The sequence below is a fragment of the Brevundimonas sp. PWP3-1b1 genome (assembly GCF_049896065.1).
Taxonomy (GTDB): domain Bacteria; phylum Pseudomonadota; class Alphaproteobacteria; order Caulobacterales; family Caulobacteraceae; genus Brevundimonas; species Brevundimonas intermedia_B.
This window is the reverse complement of record NZ_JAFCTO010000001.1, coordinates 1,369,846-1,382,915: the sequence shown is the minus strand read 5'-3', so window position 1 is coordinate 1,382,915 and position 13,070 is coordinate 1,369,846. Positions and strand designations below refer to the sequence as shown.

The following is a 13,070-nucleotide window of genomic DNA, read 5'->3' as shown; positions in this document are numbered from 1 at the left end:
AAGCCCCTTTCGTATCGGCCGCGACCCCATTTTGGAATCGTCGGCCCGTTCAAGCGAGATGCGCCTTAGCGGTAAGGCGCGTCGAGTTCCAGATTCTTGGCGATCTGCCGTTCCCAGCGGTCGCCGTTATCGAGCAGGCGTTGCTTGTCGTAGAGCAGCTCCTCGCGCGTCTCGACGGCGAATTCGGAGTTGGGCCCCTCCACGATGGCGTCCACCGGGCAGGCCTCCTGGCACAGGCCGCAGTAGATGCATTTGACCATGTCGATGTCGTAGCGGGTCGTGCGGCGGCTGCCGTCGGCGCGCGGTTCGGCCTCGATGGTGATGGCCTGGGCCGGGCAGATGGCTTCGCACAGCTTGCAGGCGATGCAGCGTTCCTCGCCGTTGGCGTAGCGGCGCAGCACGTGTTCGCCACGGAAGCGCGGTGACTGCGGGTTCCGCTCGAACGGATAGTTCACGGTCATCTTGGGCCGCGCCATATATTTCAGCGACAGACCGATGGCGCCGATGACGTCCAGCATCATCGCGCCCTTGGTCGCCTGGACGATACGGGTGAACATCAGGGCTTATCCTTGGGGGCGGGCGACGTCTTGGGGGCGGTCTGGGGAGCGGTCTGGCTGGCGCGCCAGTCCTGTTCGATGCGGTCCTGGCGTTGCTGCCACTGATAGCTCGACTCGGGCATGCGCGTATTGTCGGGCGCGCAGGCGGCCGTCAGGGTCAGCAGGCCGAAAGCAATGACAAGACCCTTCATCACGACCCCACCACGAAGACGCGCCAGGCCGAGACGATCACGACCGCCACCAGCGAGGTCGGCAGGAAGATCTTCCAGCCCAGGCGCATCAGTTGGTCATAGCGATAGCGCGGCACGAAGGCCTTCACCATCGAGATGCAGACGAACCAGAACACGGTTTTGGCCATGAAGGTCAGCAGATAGATCGTATAGGCGATCCAGGCCGGCAGCCCATCCATCCAGGCCTGCGGAACGCCGGGGTTCCAGCCGCCGAAGAACAGCAGGCTGATCATCGCCGACATGAAGACGATGTTGACGTATTCGCCCATCATGAACAGCAGGTACGGGGTCGAGCTGTATTCGACCTGATAACCGGCGACCAGTTCGGACTCGGCCTCGGGCAGGTCGAACGGCGGACGGTTGGTCTCGGCCAGGGCCGAGATGAAGAAGATGATCGACATCGGGAACAGGATCACGACCAGCGGCCAGGTGTCGGCGCCACCGCCGAAGCCGTACCAGTTCCAGAACATGCCCTTCTGGCTGTCGACGATGGCCGACAGGTTCATCGTGCCGGCCAGCAGGATCACATTGATGATGATCAGGCCCAACGAGACTTCATAGGACACCATCTGCGCCGCCGAACGCAGCGAGCCCAGGAACGGATACTTCGAGTTCGAAGCCCAGCCGCCCATGATGATGCCGTACACGCCCAGCGACGACACCGCGAAGATGTACAGGATGCCGACGTTCAGGTCCGACACGACCCAGCCGGGCGCGAACGGAATGACCGCCCAGGCCATGAAGGCCAGGATCACGGTGATGATCGGGGCGATGATGAAGACCGCCTTGTCCGCACCGGCCGGGATCACGACCTCCTTCAGCACGAACTTGATCATGTCGGCGAAGGACTGAAGCAGGCCGAAGGGACCGACGACGTTCGGACCCTTGCGCATCTGCACTCCCGCCCAGACCTTGCGGTCGGCCAGCAGCAGGAAGGCGACGGCGATCAGCACGCCGACCGTGATCAGCAGGACCTGACCGACGGTGATCAGCGTCCAGCCCAGAGGCGTGGCCCAGAAGGAAACGGGGTCCATGGCTTACTCCGCCGCCATTGCGACCGGGGCGATCCGCAGGGCGGACAGCTCGGCCATCGTCGCGCTGGCGCGCGCTATCGGATTGGAAAGATAGGGGTCGGTGATCGCCGAGGCGAATACCCGGTCGCCCAGGTCGCCCTTGGCGCCCAGCTTGGCCACGTCGAACGCCGCCGGCGCGGGCAGATAGTCGATCCGGCCGAAAGTCGGATGATCGCCCATCAGCTTGGCGCGCAGCTGCTCCAGCGTGTCGTAAGGCAGGGTCTGATCGACGCGGGCCGACAAGGCGCGGATGATGGCCCAGTCTTCCTTGGCCTCGCCCTTGGGGAAGACGACGCGTTCGGCCATCTGCACCCGGCCCTCGGTATTCACATACAGGCCGGCCTTTTCGGTATAGGCCGCGCCCGGCAGGATCACGTCGGCGCCGTGAGCGCCCCGGTCGCCGTGGCTGCCCAGATAGACGCGGAAGGCGTTCGAACCGGTCGGATCGACCTCGTCCGCGCCCAGCAGGAACAGCACGTCCAGCGCATCCGGCTTCATCATCTCGGCGACGCTCAGGCCGCCGTCAGCCGGCACGAAGCCCATGTCCAGACCGGCGACGCGCGATGCGGCGTGGTGCAGGACGTTGAAGCCATTCCAGCTGTCGGTCACGACGCCGACCTTCTTGGCCAGTGCGCCCAGGGCGTTCAGGACGGCCGGGCCGCCCTCCCCGTTCAGCGCGCCGGATCCGACGATGATCGCCGGACGCTCGGCCTTGGTCAGGAAATCCATCGCCGACTTGGGCAGCTTGCCCAGGGTCTGCGAACCGGCGCCCAGATAGGCGTAGTCGAAGGTCAGATCGGCCTGTTCGCCGATGACGCCGATCTCGACCCCGCCCTTGATCCAGCTCTTGCGCAGACGGGCGTTCAGCAGCGGCGCCTCGATGCGCGGGTTCACGCCCACGATCAGGATGGCGTCAGCCTTTTCAATACCTTCCAGGCCGGTGTTGAACAGCCAGCCCTCGCGCGGACCATAGCCCAGGGCGGCGCCGTCCTGGCGGCAGTCGGTGTTGTTCGAGCCAAGCGCGCGGAACAGGTCCAGCGTCGCCTTCATCGACTCGGCGTCCTGCAGGTCGCCAGCGATCACGCCGATACGGTCGGCCGGGGCGGCCTTCAGCTTGGCGGCGACGGCGTCCAGCGCCTCGTTCCAGGACGCGGCGCGCAGCTTGCCGTTTTCGCGAATCCACGGGCGATCCAGACGACGCGCCGTCAGGCCATCGATGACATAGCGGCTCTTGTCCGACAGCCACTCCTCGTTGATGCCCTCGTTGACGCGCGGCAGGACGCGCATCACTTCGGAGCCGCGGAAGTCGGCGCGGATGTTCGAACCCAGTGCGTCCATGACGTCGATGGTCTCGGTCTTCTTCAGTTCCCACGGACGATAGTGGTACTGCCACGGACGGTGCGTCAGGGCGCCGACCGGGCACAGGTCGTTGACGTTGCCCGACAGTTCCGAGGCGACCGACTTCTCCAGATAGGTCGTGATCTCGGCGTCCTCGCCGCGCGAGATCATGCCGATGTCCGGCACGCCGGCGACTTCGGTGATGAATCGGACGCAACGCGTGCACTGGATGCAGCGCGTCATGAAGGTCTTGATGGTCGGACCCATGACCTTTTCTTCGACCGCGCGCTTGTTCTCGGCATAGCGAGACCCGTCGCGGCCATAGCCCATGGCCTGATCCTGCAGGTCGCACTCGCCGCCCTGGTCGCAGATCGGGCAATCCAGCGGGTGGTTGATGAGCAGGAACTCCATCACCCCTTCGCGCGCCTTCTTGACCATCGGCGTGTCGGTGAAGATTTCCTGGCCTTCGGCGGCCGGCAGGGCGCACGACGCTTGCGGCTTCGGCGGTCCGGGCTTCACCTCGACCAGGCACATGCGGCAGTTGCCGGCGATGGACAGGCGTTCGTGGTAGCAGAAGCGCGGAATCTCCTGCCCCGCGCGCTCGGCGACCTGGAGCACGGTCATGCCGGGCTCGAACTCGGTTTCGACGCCGTTGACCTTGGCGACTGGCATCAGCGGGCCTCTTCTTCAGCGGGAACGGCCAGTTCGGCCTGTTCCGTGGTCCCATCCGGGAGCGTCTGTGTAATGGTGATCGCGTCGCCGTCCATGACGTAACGGATCACCGGGTCGCCCGACTGGTTCATCCAGCGAACGAGCGTTGCATCGGGCAGATCGAGCGGTTTCCACACGATCAGATCGTTTTCGACACGGCAGTCGGCGCGCATCCGCCCGCCGTCGACCGGCGCGCGCCACGAGGCATGGACCACGCCGTTCTCGACGCCGTCGACGGCGATTGCCGCAGGCTCTTGGCCATGCACCTGGGCCAGACCGGCCTGGCACACGCGGCGCAGTTCGCCGACGGTCAGAACCTTGGGCGCCGTCTGCACGGCGTCCGAAGCCTTGACCTCGGCCGACACCTTTTCCGCAGGCGTGGGCGCAGCGTCACGCTCGCCGCAAGCGGCGAGAGCGAAGGCTCCGATCACGATGGCGGGCGAAAGGCGCATTCCTACTCCGCGGCGATCGCATGGCCGGCGAAGTTCGCGCGGCGGCTGCGGTAGTTGGCGATGCGGTCTTCGATCTCGTGACGGAAGTGACGGATCAGGCCCTGCACAGGCCAGGCGGCGGCGTCGCCCAAGGCGCAGATGGTGTGGCCTTCGACCTGGCTGGCGACGTCCAGCAGCAGGTCGATCTCCGACGGATCGGCCTCGCCCACGGCCATCCGCTCCAGCACGCGCCACATCCAGCCGGTGCCTTCACGGCACGGCGTGCACTGGCCGCAGCTCTCGTGCTTGAAGAAGTAGCTGATGCGGGCGATCGCCTTCACGATATCGGTCGACTCGTCCATGACGGTCACGCCGGCGGTTCCCAGCGACGAGCGAACCTCGCGCATGGAATCAAAGTCCATCAGAACCGTCTCGGCCTGTTCGCGCGTGATGACCGGGCAGGACGCGCCGCCCGGAATGATGGCTTTCAGATTGCCCCAGCCGCCGCGAACGCCGCCGCCGTGATCCTCGATCAGCTGACGCAGCGGGATCGACATGGCCTCTTCGACGACGCAGGGCGTGTTGATGTGGCCCGACAGTGACATCAGCTTGGTGCCGGTGTTGTTCGGACGACCGAAGCTGGCGAACCAGTCGGCGCCGCGACGCAGGATGGTGCCGACGACGGCGATCGACTCGACGTTGTTCACCGTGGTCGGGCAGCCGTACAGACCCGCGCCGGCCGGGAACGGCGGCTTCAGGCGCGGCTGGCCCTTCTTGCCTTCCAGCGATTCCAGCAGGGCCGTCTCTTCTCCGCAGATATAGGCGCCGGCGCCGTGGTGGATATAGACGTCGAAGTCCCAGCCGTGGACGTTGTTCGCGCCGATCAGGCGGGCGTCATAGGCCTGCTTGACGGCGGCCTCCATCCGCTCGCGCTCCAGCACATATTCGCCGCGCAGGTAGATGTAGCAGGCATGGGCCTGCATCGCGAAGCTGGCGATCAGCGCGCCTTCGATCAGCAGGTGCGGATCATGACGCATGATCTCGCGGTCCTTGCAGGTCGCGGGCTCGGATTCGTCGGCGTTGATGACCAGGTAGTGAGGACGATCCTTCACTTCCTTGGGCATGAACGACCACTTCAGGCCGGTCGAGAAGCCCGCGCCGCCACGGCCGCGCAGACCCGAGGCCTTGACGTTGTTGATGATCCAGTCGCGCCCAAGGTCCAGCATGTCCTTGGTGGCGTTCCAGGCGCCGCGATTCTTCGCCCCGTCCAGCGTCCAGTCCTGGAAGCCGTACAGGTTGGTGAAGATGCGATCCTTGTCTTCGAGAATGCCGATCATGGCCCTCAGAGTCCTTCCGCCAGACGGCGCTTGTGGTGACGAGTGCGCATCCAGATGGCCGCAATGACCATCACCCAGCCCGCCGCCAGCATGAAGTAGGAGAGATTGACCGCCCACGGCCCGACCGCGCCCTGACGCGACATCAGGATCAGCACGGCGGCGCCGACGACCATGGCCAGTCCGCCCGCGCGCAGCGGACGCCCGACATTGCGCAGTTCCTTGCGATAGGCCGCACGGCCTTCGTCGGTGCTCAGATCAGGCGGCGCCATCAGGCCGGCGCCTTCTCGACCGGCGCCGGGTCGCTGTTGGGCAGCTTCTTGATCGGCTTGGCGGCCGACCCGTCATAGAGTTTGGCGTCCAGCAGCGTCTTGGCGCCGCCCGCCGGTTCCGACGTAATGCGACCGGCGTAGGAGCCCGGCTTCGGCGTCTTGCCGGCGGCGAAGTCGTCGATGATCTGGCCGATGGTCTCGGGCGTCAGGTCTTCGAAATAGTAGTCGTTGATCTGGGCCATCGGCGCGTTCGAGCAGGCACCCAGGCATTCGACTTCCTGCCAGGTGAAGCGGCCGTCGGCGGACAGATGATCCTTGGGACCGATCTTTTCCTTGCAGACCTTCATCAGCTCATTGGCGCCGCGCAGCATGCAGGGCGTGGTGCCGCACACCTGGATCAGGGCGGTCTTGCCGACCGGCTCCAGCATGAACATGGTGTAGAAGGTCGCGACCTCCAGAACCCGGATGAAGGGCATGCCCAGCAGTTCGCCGACGGCGCGGATGGCGGGTTCGGAGACCCAGCCCTCCTGCTTCTGCACCAGCCACAGGATCGGGATCACCGCCGACTGGCGACGGCTTTCCGGGTATTTCTTGATCCACCATTCGGCCTTGGCTGTCGTGTCGGCCGTAAAGGCGAACGAGGCCGGCTGTTCCTTGGCGAGACGACGAACGCTCATCGGTCCACTTCTCCGAAAACGATGTCGAGCGAGCCCAGGATGGCGGACACGTCGGCCAACTGGTGGCCGCGGTTCATCCAGTCCATCGCCTGCAGCGAGCGGAAGCCCGGCGCCGAAATCTTCACGCGATAGGGTTTGTTGGTGCCGTCCGACACCAGATAGATGCCGAACTCGCCCTTGGGCGCTTCGACCGAGGCGTAGACCTCGCCCTCAGGCGTCTTGAAGCCCTCGGTGTACAGCTTGAAGTGATGGATCAGCGATTCCATCGAGCGCTTCATCTCGCCACGACGCGGGGGAACGATCTTGTTGTCCTCGATCATCACCGGCTCGCCGGGGCAGTTGCGCAGCTTGTGGATGCACTGCTCCATGATCCGCACCGACTGCTTCATCTCTTCGATGCGCACCAGATAGCGGTCCCAGCAGTCGCCGTTCTTGCCGACGACGACGTCGAACTCCAGCTCGGCATAGCACTCGTAGGGCTGCGACTTGCGCAGGTCCCAGGCGATGTTCGAGCCACGCAGCATCACGCCGGTGAAGCCCCACTCCAGGGCCTGCTGCTTGGACACCACGCCGATGTCGACGTTGCGTTGCTTGAAGATGCGATTCTCGGTGACCAGGCTTTCGATGTCCTTCAGCGCTGGCGGGAACTCGTGGCACCAGCGGCCGATGTCGTCCATCAGGTCCATCGGCAGGTCCTGGTGGACGCCGCCCGGACGGAAATAGTTGGCGTGCAGACGGGCGCCGCAGGCGCGCTCGTAGAACACCATCAGCTTTTCGCGCTCCTCGAAGCCCCAGAGCGGCGGCGACAGGGCGCCGACGTCCATGGCCTGGGTCGTCACGTTCAGCATGTGCGACAGGATGCGGCCGATTTCCGAATACAGGACGCGGATCAGCTGCGCCCGGTACGGCACCTCGATGCCCAGCAGCTTCTCGATGGCCAGGCAGAAGGCGTGCTCCTGGTTCATCGGCGCGACATAGTCGAGGCGATCCAGATAGGGCACGTTCTGAAGATAGGTGCGCGCCTCCATCAGCTTCTCGGTGCCGCGGTGCAGCAGGCCGATGTGCGGATCGACGCGTTCGACGATCTCGCCGTCCAGCTCCAGCACCAGGCGCAGCACCCCGTGCGCGGCCGGGTGTTGGGGGCCGAAGTTGATGGTGAACTTGCGGTCTTCCATGTCGCGCGCATGGGCGGTGCGCGTGTCGAGCTCATCCTCGAACACATCGACGCCCAGCGGCAGGGTAGGGTTTCCGTCAGCCATTACGCCTGGCCTCCCGCCTTCTCGTCGCCCGGCAGGACCGGTGCGGGGTATTCAGCGCCTTCCCAGGGCGACAGGAAGTCGAACGTGCGGAATTCCTGGGTCAGCTTGACCGGTTCATAGACCACGCGGCGCTGTTCCTCGTCGTAGCGGACCTCGACATAGCCCGTCATCGGGAAGTCCTTGCGAAGCGGATGCCCCTCGAAGCCGTAGTCCGTCAGCAGACGACGCATATCCGGGTGGCCCGAGAACAGCATGCCGTACATGTCGTAGGCTTCGCGTTCGAACCAGTTGGCGGCCGGATAGGCCGAGATGACCGAAGGCACCGGCTGGGTCTCGTCGGTCGACACCTTGACGCGCAGGCGCGCGTTCCGGGTCATCGACAGCAGGTGATAGACGACCTCGAACCGCTCCTTGCGATCCGGATAGTCCACGCCGCAGAGGTCCAGCAGCTGCTGGAAGCCGAACTGATCGCGCAGCGCCGTCAGCACCTCGACGATCCGCTCGCGCGGCGCCACCAGCGTCAGCTCGCCGAATGCGATCTGCGCCTCGACACCCAGCGCGCCGACCATCTCCGCGCCCAGCGGCGTCAGGGCGGCTTCGTGTTGCGCTTGAACAGCCAGAGACGTCATCGGTCGATCGTCCCCGTGCGACGGATCTTCTTCTGCAGTTGCAGCAGGCCGTAAAGCAGCGCCTCCGCCGTCGGCGGGCAGCCGGGCACATAGACGTCCACCGGCACGACGCGGTCGCAACCGCGCACGACGCTGTAACTATAGTGGTAGTAGCCGCCGCCGTTGGCGCAGCTGCCCATCGACACGACGTAACGCGGGTCGGGCATCTGGTCGTAGACCTTGCGGATGGCAGGGGCCATCTTGTTGGTCAGGGTGCCTGCGACGATCATCAGGTCCGATTGGCGCGGACTGGCGCGGGGCGCCATGCCGAAGCGCTCGACGTCGAAGCGCGGCATCGACATCTGGATCATCTCGACGGCGCAGCATGCCAGACCGAAGGTCATCCACATCAGCGAGCCGGTGCGCGCCCAGTTGATCACGTCGTCGGCGGCGGCGACCAGATAGCCCCGCTCGCCAAGTTCCATGTTCACGGCCTCGAAGAACTTGTCGTGGACCTTGGGGTCATAGCCCTCGACGGTCGAGCGCGCGGCGGCGCCGGCCGGAACCAGCGGCGCGCCGGAAGCCGTGACCAGGGTCGTCGGCGTGGAAGTGGCGACTACTCCCATTCCAGGGCTCCCTTCTTCCACTCGTAGATAAAGCCGATGGTCAGCACGCCCAGGAAGACCATCATCGACCAGAAGGCGAAGATCATGCCGCCGTGCGACAGGTCGAACATCGACACAGCCCACGGGAACAGGAAGGCGACTTCCAGGTCGAAGATGATGAACAGGATCGACACCAGATAGAAGCGGATGTCGAACTTCATGCGCGCGTCGTCGAAGGCGTTGAACCCGCACTCATAGGCCGAAAGCTTTTCGGAATCCGGATTCTTCGGCGCCAGCAGAAGCGGCAGCGCGATGAACAGGATGCTGATCAGGCCGGCGACGCCCGCGAAGATGACCACCGGAAGATATTCGAGAAGGAATGCGTTCATTCGAAGAACCTCGTCCGCCGGGGAGAGGCGGGATTCGGCGCTTCTTAGACCCAAGAACGTCGCCGTTCAAACCCCTGCGGACATTGGCTTTTCATTGAGAATGGATCGCAAGTTTCTGCGCCATATGTCGCAGGCCTGACGCTTGCGCGGCTGGCGTCCGCAAAGCCCTATTGCGGGCCTGATCGTGTAACCGAAAGTCATCCGAATGAGCGCAGCCAGCCGCGCCCTGAACGCTGTGGAGCGGATCGGGAATCGCCTGCCCGATCCCGTCTTCCTGTTCCTTTGGCTGATCGGGGGACTGATCGTCCTCAGCATGATCGGCGCGGGCCTGGGGTGGTCCGCCGTCAATCCGGTGACCGGCGATCAGTTGGTCGCCAAGAGCCTATTGTCGCCTGAGAACCTGGGCCAGTTGATCATCGGCATGCCGCGCACCCTGGCCGACTTTCCGCCGCTGGGGATCGTCATCACCATCATCTACGGCGCATCTGTCGCCGAGCGGACGGGCCTGTTCGCTACCGCTATTCGCGGCGCCCTGCTGAACGCGCCGCGCGCCATACTGACGCCGATCGTCGTCGTCACCGGCATGGTGTCCCACCACGCGTCGGACGCGTCCTATGTGGTCGTCATTCCCTTGGCTGCCGTGATCTTCGCCGCTGCGGGCCGCAATCCGCTGGCCGGCCTCGCCGCCGGTTTCGCCGCCGTCTCGGGCGGATACGCCGGCAATCTGTTTCCTGGGGCCAGCGATGCGCTGATCCTGGGCATCACCGAGCCGGCCGCTCAACTGATCGACCCGTCCTATTCGGTGAACATCGCCGGCAACTGGTTCTTCATCGTGGGCGTGGTGTTCGTCTTCACCCCCATCGTTTGGTTCCTGACGGATCGCGTGATCGAGCCACGCCTGGGCGTCTGGAAACCGGCCGAGGGCGTCGCCGCCCCCAACGCGTCGGAAAAACAGCCCCTGACCGCCGCCGAGAAACGCGGCCTGCGGTTCGCCGGCCTGGCGGTTCTGGGCATGATCGCCCTGTGGGCCACGCTGACCTTCCTGCCGGGCTCGCCGTTCGTCGATCCCGAGGTCGATCCGGAGCAGAAGTTCAATCCTCTCTACAAGTCCCTGGTCGCCTTCTTCGCCATCACCTTCTTCGTCACTGGCGGGGCCTATGGCGCAGGGTCCGGCACGATCAAGTCGCACCGCGACATGGTGACGATGATGCGCGACGGCATCGCCCAGCTGGCGCCCTATATCGTGCTGGCCTTCTTCGCCGCCCATTTCGTGGCCATGTTCAACTGGTCGGGCCTGGGACCGATCCTGGCGGTGAACGCCGCGGCCGGGCTTAAGACCCTGGCCCTGCCCGCCCCGCTGCTGCTGATCTGCGTCGTCTTCGTCTCATGCTTCTTTGATCTGTTCATCGGCTCGGCCTCGGCCAAATGGTCGGCCTTGGCTCCCATCGTCGTGCCCATGTTCATGCTGCTGGGCATTTCCCCCGAGATGACGACGGCCGCCTATCGCATGGGCGATTCGGTCACCAACATCGCCACGCCCCTGATGAGCTACTTCCCGCTGATCCTGACCTTCGCCCAGCGCTGGGATCCGCGATTCGGCCTGGGATCGCTGATGGCGACCATGCTGCCCTATGCAGGGGCCTTCCTGGTTGCCGGTCTGGCCATGGTGGCGGCCTGGGTCGCCTTCGACCTGCCGCTGGGGCCAGGGGTCGGCGTCCACTATGAGCCGCCCGCCCCGGCCGTGGCCGCTCAGGAGCCGACGAGCGGCGGCCTGGCGGGCCCGCACAGCCCGCCCCAGGCGGCGATCGTCACGCCGTCCACAGCCCCGTCGCGTTGAGGGTCGCGTTTCTCCGAAAAGGTCGCTTGACGCGATGTGTCAGCCCGCCTAAACGACGCCCCTCGCCGGGGCGCACAGCCGCTTCGGCCGGGAAACGCGGGTGTAGCTCAGTTGGTTAGAGTGCCGGCCTGTCACGCCGGAGGTCGCGGGTTCGAGCCCCGTCACTCGCGCCACTCTCTCTAGCAATAGATAGAGTGGCGCACACCGCCTTCCCAAAAAGCTTTCGAAACAGCTCAAAAGTTTCGACCTGATACGCGGGTGTAGCTCAGTTGGTTAGAGTGCCGGCCTGTCACGCCGGAGGTCGCGGGTTCGAGCCCCGTCACTCGCGCCACTTCTTTTCCAGACATTGCAAAAAGAAGTGGCGCGCCCCGTATCCCGGAGACGCGCCCCATTCGATCGCTGATCGCCGTGCGTCTGCACGACCCCGTCAATGCAGCGGCAGCGCCGTATCCGGGTTCACGAAGGCCGCCTCGCCCGTCAGCTCGCCATAGACCATGCACAGGTCCTCGAACACGCGGTTCCAGGCGAACTGGCTGACCGCCTTCTCGCGCGCCGCCCGACCGATGGCTTCGATGTCGCGCGCGAACAGGGCCTCGACCGCCTCGGCATAATCCCCGGCGTCGGCGCTTACGGCCAACTGGCCCACGGTCTCATCCACCGTCTCGGCGACCCCGCCCGCGTTGACCCCCACCACGGGGCGCCCGCACGCCATAGCCTCCAGCACGATCAGGCCGAACGGCTCCTTGTCGTTGGCGTGAACGAAGGCGTCGCAGCTGGCGATGATCTTGGCGACAGCCTTGGGATCGCTTTCATACGGCATGGAGATCACGCGATCTTCCTCCGGCATCCCGGCGCCCGCGCCGACCAACACCAGATAATAGGGCGCGCCCAGCTTCTGGACCGCCTCGATCAGCACGTCGACGTTCTTCTCCTTGGCTGGCCGTCCGGCGAAGCAAAGCAATCGCGCGTCATCGCCCAGGCCCAGCTTGTTCAGCAGCCATTGGCGGTCCCGGCGTTCCGGCCGGAAGGTGTCGATCTCCACGCCCAAGGGACGGATGACGATATTATTGACGCCGGCCTCCTCCAGCCGTCGCGCGATGAAACGGCTGGGCGACACCACCCTGTCGAACTGTGAAAACAGTTTGGCCCAGCGCTTCTCGACCGGCTTCTTGGCCCATTCGCCGAAGTGCAGAGCCGCCAGACCCGCCGGATCGGAGTGGCAGAAGCCGACGACCGGGCATCCGACCCGCTGACCGGCCTCCAGGGCGCCCTGCCCCGGCGTGTAGGGATCGCCCGCCTCGATGATCGACGGCTTCATCGCCGCCACCCATGCGCTCCAGCGCTTGACCGAGCTGGGCCAGCGATAGCCGTCCCCGAACGGCAGCTTGGTCGCCCGCAGTTGCACGATGCCGTCGGCGCGCGCCTTGTGCCGGGCGCCGGGCACGATCAGCGAATGGCTGACGCCGGGCCGGTTTGATTCGATCCAGGCCTTCTTGGACAGGATGTAGCGTTTCACCCCGCCAGAGCGCGGCGCATACAGCATGGTGGTGTCCACCAGGCGCGGCCGCTCGTCCATCGCCGCCGCCCTCAAGGCCCGCAGCGTGTCGGCGACCTCGACGTCCAGCCCCGGAATCAGTCGGAGTTCGCTTTCCTGAACGTCGAGGTCTGTCATGCTCATGGGGTGTTCTCGCCTGGTCTGGGCTCTCGAACGCCGAAGGGGTTCGTTGGATGCGTCGCCGGGACGCGGCC

At 65.3% G+C, this 13,070-nt stretch carries 14 protein-coding genes and 2 tRNA genes; 3 read left to right on the top strand and 13 right to left on the bottom strand.

Translation table 11 applies throughout. From position 1 onward, the window contains the following. Window positions 1-65 precede the first annotated feature (65 nt). From nuoI to ACP69V_RS06705, 12 genes are all read right to left on the bottom strand, one after another. On the bottom strand, window positions 66-557 hold the full coding sequence (gene nuoI, locus ACP69V_RS06760) for an NADH-quinone oxidoreductase subunit NuoI (RefSeq protein ID WP_159851118.1): 492 nt from the start codon (window positions 555-557) through the stop codon (window positions 66-68). Continuing rightward, window positions 557-748 (bottom strand): hypothetical protein, encoded by a 192-nt coding sequence (locus ACP69V_RS06755; RefSeq protein WP_426023190.1) that lies wholly within the window; start codon window positions 746-748, stop codon window positions 557-559. The genes nuoI and ACP69V_RS06755 overlap by 1 nt, the downstream gene beginning before the upstream one ends. Then, window positions 748-1,821 carry an NADH-quinone oxidoreductase subunit NuoH gene (gene nuoH, locus ACP69V_RS06750; RefSeq protein ID WP_314121506.1) on the bottom strand — a complete coding sequence of 358 codons (1,074 nt, stop codon included), beginning with the start codon at window positions 1,819-1,821 and terminating at the stop codon, window positions 748-750. The genes ACP69V_RS06755 and nuoH overlap by 1 nt, the downstream gene beginning before the upstream one ends. A 3-nt stretch (window positions 1,822-1,824) precedes the next feature. Continuing rightward, a complete protein-coding gene (gene nuoG, locus ACP69V_RS06745) occupies window positions 1,825-3,870 on the bottom strand; it encodes an NADH-quinone oxidoreductase subunit NuoG (protein WP_426023189.1) in 2,046 nt (681 codons plus the stop codon). Further along, window positions 3,870-4,361 carry a hypothetical protein gene (locus tag ACP69V_RS06740; RefSeq protein WP_426023188.1) on the bottom strand — a complete coding sequence of 164 codons (492 nt, stop codon included), beginning with the start codon at window positions 4,359-4,361 and terminating at the stop codon, window positions 3,870-3,872. The genes nuoG and ACP69V_RS06740 overlap by 1 nt, the downstream gene beginning before the upstream one ends. 2 nt (window positions 4,362-4,363) lie before the next feature. Continuing rightward, the gene (nuoF, locus tag ACP69V_RS06735; protein WP_426023187.1) at window positions 4,364-5,677 is read right to left on the bottom strand and encodes an NADH-quinone oxidoreductase subunit NuoF; all 1,314 of its coding nucleotides are present in this window, start codon (window positions 5,675-5,677) and stop codon (window positions 4,364-4,366) included. A gap of 5 nt (window positions 5,678-5,682) precedes the next feature. Continuing rightward, window positions 5,683-5,946, bottom strand: coding sequence for a hypothetical protein (locus tag ACP69V_RS06730; RefSeq protein ID WP_426016662.1), 264 nt, complete (start codon window positions 5,944-5,946; stop codon window positions 5,683-5,685). Further along, complete coding sequence (gene nuoE / locus ACP69V_RS06725; protein WP_426023186.1) at window positions 5,946-6,623, bottom strand: NADH-quinone oxidoreductase subunit NuoE; 678 nt, start codon at window positions 6,621-6,623, stop codon at window positions 5,946-5,948. Before nuoE ends, ACP69V_RS06730 begins: the two co-directional genes overlap by 1 nt. Next, the gene (locus tag ACP69V_RS06720) at window positions 6,620-7,798 is read right to left on the bottom strand and encodes an NADH-quinone oxidoreductase subunit D (RefSeq protein ID WP_426024039.1); all 1,179 of its coding nucleotides are present in this window, start codon (window positions 7,796-7,798) and stop codon (window positions 6,620-6,622) included. The genes nuoE and ACP69V_RS06720 overlap by 4 nt, the downstream gene beginning before the upstream one ends. Before the next feature lie 83 nt (window positions 7,799-7,881). Continuing rightward, a complete protein-coding gene (locus ACP69V_RS06715; protein WP_426023185.1) occupies window positions 7,882-8,511 on the bottom strand; it encodes an NADH-quinone oxidoreductase subunit C in 630 nt (209 codons plus the stop codon). Then, the gene (locus tag ACP69V_RS06710; RefSeq protein ID WP_159851101.1) at window positions 8,508-9,137 is read right to left on the bottom strand and encodes a NuoB/complex I 20 kDa subunit family protein; all 630 of its coding nucleotides are present in this window, start codon (window positions 9,135-9,137) and stop codon (window positions 8,508-8,510) included. The genes ACP69V_RS06715 and ACP69V_RS06710 overlap by 4 nt, the downstream gene beginning before the upstream one ends. Next, window positions 9,107-9,484 carry an NADH-quinone oxidoreductase subunit A gene (locus tag ACP69V_RS06705; RefSeq protein WP_409715304.1) on the bottom strand — a complete coding sequence of 126 codons (378 nt, stop codon included), beginning with the start codon at window positions 9,482-9,484 and terminating at the stop codon, window positions 9,107-9,109. Before ACP69V_RS06705 ends, ACP69V_RS06710 begins: the two co-directional genes overlap by 31 nt. A 205-nt stretch (window positions 9,485-9,689) precedes the next feature. Here ACP69V_RS06705 and ACP69V_RS06700 point away from each other — a divergent pair, with 205 nt between their 5' ends. From ACP69V_RS06700 to ACP69V_RS06690, 3 genes are all read left to right on the top strand, one after another. Continuing rightward, a complete protein-coding gene (locus tag ACP69V_RS06700; RefSeq protein ID WP_426023184.1) occupies window positions 9,690-11,321 on the top strand; it encodes an AbgT family transporter in 1,632 nt (543 codons plus the stop codon). A gap of 96 nt (window positions 11,322-11,417) precedes the next feature. Then, a tRNA-Asp gene (locus tag ACP69V_RS06695) sits at window positions 11,418-11,494 on the top strand. A gap of 81 nt (window positions 11,495-11,575) precedes the next feature. Continuing rightward, window positions 11,576-11,652 (top strand) — tRNA-Asp (locus ACP69V_RS06690). A gap of 96 nt (window positions 11,653-11,748) precedes the next feature. Here the strand turns inward: ACP69V_RS06690 and ACP69V_RS06685 are convergent. Continuing rightward, on the bottom strand, window positions 11,749-12,999 hold the full coding sequence (locus tag ACP69V_RS06685; RefSeq protein WP_426023183.1) for a glycosyltransferase: 1,251 nt from the start codon (window positions 12,997-12,999) through the stop codon (window positions 11,749-11,751). Between the last annotated feature and the right edge of the window lie 71 nt (window positions 13,000-13,070).

Excerpts from the sequence above, each read along its gene's own strand:
- ACP69V_RS06730 (WP_426016662.1), bottom strand. The coding sequence starts at position 5,946 with ATGGCGCCGCCTGATCTGAGCACCGACGAAGGCCGTGCGGCCTATCGC.
- ACP69V_RS06740 (WP_426023188.1), bottom strand. The coding sequence starts at position 4,361 with ATGCGCCTTTCGCCCGCCATCGTGATCGGAGCCTTCGCTCTCGCCGCT.
- ACP69V_RS06715 (WP_426023185.1), bottom strand. The coding sequence starts at position 8,511 with ATGACGTCTCTGGCTGTTCAAGCGCAACACGAAGCCGCCCTGACGCCG.
- nuoH (WP_314121506.1), bottom strand. The coding sequence starts at position 1,821 with ATGGACCCCGTTTCCTTCTGGGCCACGCCTCTGGGCTGGACGCTGATC.
- nuoG (WP_426023189.1), bottom strand. The coding sequence starts at position 3,870 with ATGCCAGTCGCCAAGGTCAACGGCGTCGAAACCGAGTTCGAGCCCGGC.
- ACP69V_RS06705 (WP_409715304.1), bottom strand. The coding sequence starts at position 9,484 with ATGAACGCATTCCTTCTCGAATATCTTCCGGTGGTCATCTTCGCGGGC.
- nuoE (WP_426023186.1), bottom strand. The coding sequence starts at position 6,623 with ATGAGCGTTCGTCGTCTCGCCAAGGAACAGCCGGCCTCGTTCGCCTTT.
- nuoF (WP_426023187.1), bottom strand. The coding sequence starts at position 5,677 with ATGATCGGCATTCTCGAAGACAAGGATCGCATCTTCACCAACCTGTAC.
- ACP69V_RS06685 (WP_426023183.1), bottom strand. The coding sequence starts at position 12,999 with ATGAGCATGACAGACCTCGACGTTCAGGAAAGCGAACTCCGACTGATT.
- nuoI (WP_159851118.1), bottom strand. The coding sequence starts at position 557 with ATGTTCACCCGTATCGTCCAGGCGACCAAGGGCGCGATGATGCTGGAC.
- ACP69V_RS06755 (WP_426023190.1), bottom strand. The coding sequence starts at position 748 with ATGAAGGGTCTTGTCATTGCTTTCGGCCTGCTGACCCTGACGGCCGCC.
- ACP69V_RS06700 (WP_426023184.1), top strand. The coding sequence starts at position 9,690 with ATGAGCGCAGCCAGCCGCGCCCTGAACGCTGTGGAGCGGATCGGGAAT.
- ACP69V_RS06720 (WP_426024039.1), bottom strand. The coding sequence starts at position 7,798 with ATGGAAGACCGCAAGTTCACCATCAACTTCGGCCCCCAACACCCGGCC.